Origin of the sequence: Rossellomorea sp. RS05, from assembly GCF_039822645.1 — a bacterium.
Lineage (GTDB): Bacteria > Bacillota > Bacilli > Bacillales > Bacillaceae_B > Rossellomorea > Rossellomorea marisflavi_B.
Genome location: NZ_JBDKWY010000019.1, coordinates 1 through 4573, shown reverse-complemented (window position 1 = coordinate 4573; position 4573 = coordinate 1). Strand labels below are relative to the sequence as shown.

Annotated in this window: 5 protein-coding genes and 1 rRNA gene; 4 read left to right on the top strand and 2 right to left on the bottom strand. The window is 46.3% G+C overall.

Translation table 11 applies throughout. The features are described from left to right. The first annotated feature begins 424 nt into the window (after positions 1-424). Entirely contained in the window at positions 425-1474 is a 1050-nt protein-coding gene (locus tag ABJ225_RS22265; protein ID WP_056541810.1) for a P-loop NTPase, read from the top strand. Positions 1475-1524: 50 nt separating this feature from the next. Here ABJ225_RS22265 and gerD read toward each other — a convergent pair whose 3' ends face one another. Continuing rightward, positions 1525-2139 carry a spore germination lipoprotein GerD gene (gene gerD, locus ABJ225_RS22260; protein ID WP_056541812.1) on the bottom strand — a complete coding sequence of 205 codons (615 nt, stop codon included), beginning with the start codon at positions 2137-2139 and terminating at the stop codon, positions 1525-1527. Between the two features lie 151 nt (positions 2140-2290). Between gerD and ABJ225_RS22255 the strand changes: the two genes are divergently transcribed. Further along, complete coding sequence (locus tag ABJ225_RS22255) at positions 2291-2911, top strand: KinB-signaling pathway activation protein (protein WP_053429939.1); 621 nt, start codon at positions 2291-2293, stop codon at positions 2909-2911. A gap of 31 nt (positions 2912-2942) precedes the next feature. On the opposite strand, the gene pdaB is transcribed toward ABJ225_RS22255, so the two are convergent. After that, positions 2943-3692 carry a polysaccharide deacetylase family sporulation protein PdaB gene (pdaB, locus tag ABJ225_RS22250; RefSeq protein ID WP_056541815.1) on the bottom strand — a complete coding sequence of 250 codons (750 nt, stop codon included), beginning with the start codon at positions 3690-3692 and terminating at the stop codon, positions 2943-2945. Between the two features lie 149 nt (positions 3693-3841). Between pdaB and ABJ225_RS22245 the strand changes: the two genes are divergently transcribed. Both ABJ225_RS22245 and ABJ225_RS22240 read left to right on the top strand, forming a co-directional pair. Beyond that, on the top strand, positions 3842-4075 hold the full coding sequence (locus ABJ225_RS22245; RefSeq protein WP_056541817.1) for a hypothetical protein: 234 nt from the start codon (positions 3842-3844) through the stop codon (positions 4073-4075). A 406-nt stretch (positions 4076-4481) separates the two neighbouring features. Then, positions 4482-4573, top strand: a 16S ribosomal RNA gene (locus tag ABJ225_RS22240); the annotation flags it as partial.

The following is a 4573-nucleotide window of genomic DNA, read 5'->3' as shown; positions in this document are numbered from 1 at the left end:
AAGGCCAAGACCGCCTTTCCGGGTTCTTGGCTTATGCTTGTCGGGTCAGAGCGACCCGCCTGCGGTTTTCGTGGTGTCTAGCTCCGGGGGCTTGAGGCTCGAGGTCATAAGTCAAAGATCTCAAAAAGGCCAAGACCGCCTTTCCGAGATCTTCGCCTTATGCTTGTCGCCTCAGAGCGAGCCCCCTCCGCTTTTCGTTGATGTCTAGCTCCGGCGGGGTGAGGCTCGAGGTCATAGTTCAAGAACCCAAAAAGGCCAAGAACGCCTTTCCGGGTTCTTGAACTATGCTTGTCGCCTCAGACCACCCCGCCTGCGCTTTTCGTTATACCAGTAAAACATTCCGAACGTTTTGATCATTCATTCTAGGCTGGATATGTTATACTGGAAACAGTGAAAACGAATACAAAATAAAGGGTGGTTACGTATGTTGACGGAACAGCAGGCACGTGAATTGTTAGCGGGATTGCAGGATCCTTTTTTACATAAAACATTAGGTGAAACGAACGGTATAGAAGAGATTTCGATCAAGGAAGAGAAAAATCATATCAGCGTAAAGATTGCGTTGGCTAAGACGGGAACGGGTGAGCAGCTGCAGTTCCAGCAGAAGGTCGTCCAGCTTCTCAAAGATAACGGAGCTTCTTCTGTGGGGATCCGATTTACGGAGCTATCTGATGAAGAGCTTGAGAAGCACAGGGGTTCCGGTGGGGAAGGGACGGATCTTCTTTCACCTGCAAGCAAGACGACGTTCATTGCCATTGCAAGCGGTAAGGGTGGCGTGGGTAAATCGACGGTTTCGGTGAACCTTGCCGTATCTCTAGCGCGACAAGGGAAGAAGGTCGGTCTTGTGGATGCCGATATTTACGGATTCAGTGTCCCGGATATGATGGGGATCATGAAGCGACCGGTTGTGCGCGGAGAAAAGATCATTCCAGTAGAACGGTTCGGGGTGAAGGTCATTTCCATGGGCTTCTTTGTGGAGGATAATGCTCCTGTCATCTGGAGGGGACCGATGCTTGGTAAAATGCTGAATAACTTCTTCTCTGATGTAGAGTGGGGAGACCTTGACTACCTTCTCCTTGATTTACCGCCGGGCACCGGAGATGTCGCCCTCGACGTCCATACGATGCTTCCTAAGTGCAAGGAGATCATTGTCACGACTCCGCATCCGACAGCTGCCTTTGTTGCCGCACGTGCAGGTGCCATGGCCCTGCAGACGGATCATGACATTCTTGGCGTTGTTGAGAATATGTCGTATTTCGAGAGTAAGATCACAGGTGAAAAGGAATTCGTCTTTGGCCAAGGCGGAGGGGAGAAGCTGACGGAAGAACTACGTACCGATCTCCTTGGCAAGTTGCCTCTTCAACAGCCTGATTGGAATGAAGAAGACTTTGCTCCTTCTGTCTATGCAGCCGATCACCGTTTGGGTCTGATATATGGAGAGATCGCCCATAAAGTAATAGAGAAGCTTTCATAAAGAAAAAGGCCGGAGACTCGGATTACACCGATTCGTCCGGCCTTTGGGCATTAAGCACCGCCGCCACCGCCGCCGCCTCCACTGGAGGAACCGCCACCTTGGTCATTAAGCGTCTTTCCGCTTTTCTGACTTTCGGAAGATCCTTTGTCCTTGGCTTCCTGGATCTTGGACTGGAAGAGCGGGCTTTGAAGTGTTTCAATGATCACCTGCTGAAGGTGTTCGCGGTATTCCTTGCTCTTAAGGGCTTCGATGATATCCTTCTGCATGGAAGGATCCTTGAAGAGATCGATCATCATACCCTGATATTCGGGATCTTTCATGAGTTCTTTCAGAAGTTTTTCGTTGCTATCTTTCATGCTGCTCGCCATTGTTTCAGCGAACTTGGGATCTTCGAAGGCCTTCTTCCAGAACTCGACGCCTTTTTCCGACGTGAGGGTCTTGGAGATGGTATCTGTGACCACTTTTTCATTCAGAATCAGCTCTGACTTCATTTCCTCGTCACTCATGATTTCTTTGATGGCCTTTTTACCATCGTCAGTCTTCAATATATCGACAACCATTTTCTTGGTTTCCTCATAGTCCATTTTGCCGGTCTCCGCTCCTCCGCCGCCACAGGCAGTCAAGAGAAAGAAGGATAACAGCACAAGAAAGGATAATCGTTTCATGGTCAGGCTCCTTTCATACAAGTTCCCTTACCTTTAATATGGAGCCGGACACAAAAAATATACTTATTAATCATGGGCCATATGGATTTTTCATGAAAGCGTTTGGTACAATCAGAAGAGTCCATATATTTAGATTTGGGGGAAAGTAGAAGTGACCATCCGTAATTGGATCCGTTTTTTTATTCATACGCTGCTAGTCGGAGGATTAGTGACCGGAGTGGCATCCCTCTTCATCAGATGGGATCAGTTCGGTCCATATGTCAGTGATGGAGATGTACTGGGGATTTTGTCGAGCCTGCTATGGTTCTTGTTTGTAGGATTCACCTTCAGTGTCATCAGCCAAATGGGGTATTTCGCCTATTTGACGATTCATCAATTTGGCATGGGGTTATTCAAAGGGCTGTGGAATCCAGTGCAGTTCTTGTTGATTCTATTCGTATTATTCGATCTCATTTATTTCCGGTTCAGGGCATTCGCAGAAGCGGATGATTCCTATCTGCCATATATCCTCCTTGGATTCGGCATCTTGTTGATTGGAGTAGTCACTGCCTACTTCAAGAATCAGCAGTCGAGCTCGAATACTTTTGTATCCGCTTTATTCTTCATGATTGTCATTACGACACTGGAATGGCTTCCGGTCCTGTTGGTGAACTCCATCGACTGGCTGTATCTTATGCTCCTGGCGCTCATCTCCTGTAATGCGTATCAGCTGCTGATGCTTCCGCGCTACCTGGAAAACTCCCGTGCCGAGAGACAACAAAAGACCGGATGAGAAAAAGGCCGTCACTGCTGACGGCCTTTTTTCATTGGATCAGGGAAGACTTAGCATCTCCGTTTGATATCATATCCGATACGTTGATGAAGCTTCCTTTGGACTGTAGTTCCTTTATGATTTCAGGAAGGGCCTTCTCTGTCTGCTTGGCAGAGTCCGATGCGTGCAGAAGGATGATATCCCCTTTCTTCGCTTCACTGACATTTTCGACGATCTCATCCACCCCCGGATTGGTCCAGTCCTTGGAATCCACGCTCCAGTGTACAAGGGTTAGTCCAAGTGAATCTGCCACCTTGAGTGTTTCTTTATCAAAGTGACCTGTTGGGCTTCTAAGGAGCTTCACCTCCTGCACATTGAGTTTTTTAAAGATCGTATCGGCCTTCAGGATATCCTGTCTGATCTTTTCCGGTTCCATATCTGTATAGTCGGAATAAGCATACCCCAAATTTCCGATCTCGTATCCTTGTTTCACAATTTGTTCCACCAGCTCAGGATGGCGTTCTGCCCAGGCACCGGAAAGGAAGAAGGTGGCGGACTGAACGTTCATCCTCTTCAATTCCTCCAATATGGGCTTTGCTTTTTCATCTCCCCACCCGATGTTAAAGGTCAACGCAACGCCTTTCTCTCCCTTGAAAACAGCCTTCGGTCCATCTTTGGTTCCGAAGACAGCGATACTTGATGTATTCGCACTATACACCAGCAGAGCGGTGAAAAAGGATATGACGATGATCAGTGCAACCTGCTTCAGTCTCTTGGCATTCACCGTATGAAATGTATTCACATGCTATCCCCCTGTCCATCTGTTGTCGATTTCAAAGCCGTATTACACCTTATGCATGTCCCCTTGAAAATATCTATATTCGAAAAAAATGATTATAAAAATCTTTATATGGAAAAAACTACAATTATCAACAGTAAGGGGTGGCATAATTGCTTGGGTTTTTAATCGACGACAGAGAGAAGCAAGAAATCGAATATTTACTGAAACGTGAAATGGACGAAATTCTGTTCGACTTGAAAGACGCAAGAATTGAATATATCGTGAAGCGTGCCATGGATGAACGCTATGCGATTTTGTTTTCCCTGTTCAGAAGGATCGCAAGTCATAAGGAGTGTTTAAAGTATATGAAGAGATCGTCGTTCAAGGACGAGTTCAATCAGTGAATGGATATGGGGCATGTACGGCTTATCTCGGATCGTACGTGCCTTGGTTGATCTTTGGGTTCTTTGAACCGAAGGGATACGTAACTGTGTATAGAGACAATTGAAGCATGTTGAGGAGAGAGAGGAAGGACGTAAATAAAATAACAATGTTTTTATTAAAAAGTATTGACCGGGGATTGAATAGCTGATATATTATTAAACGTCGCTGCTACAGCAAAGGCATTTCAAACCAAGAGATGAAAAACCTGCTAAAAAAAACAGTTGACACCACGAAGTAAGATGTGGTAAATTAGAAAAGTCGCCGAAAGAGACAGCGACAAGCATTTGAACCTTGAAAACTGAACAAAACAAGACAAACACGTCAACGTTAATTCTAGATTTATTTTCAAAAGAGCTATTCAAACTTTTTATGGAGAGTTTGATCCTGGCTCAGGACGAACGCTGGCGGCGTGCCTAATACATGCAAGTCGAGCGGATCGATGGGAGCTTGCTCCCTGA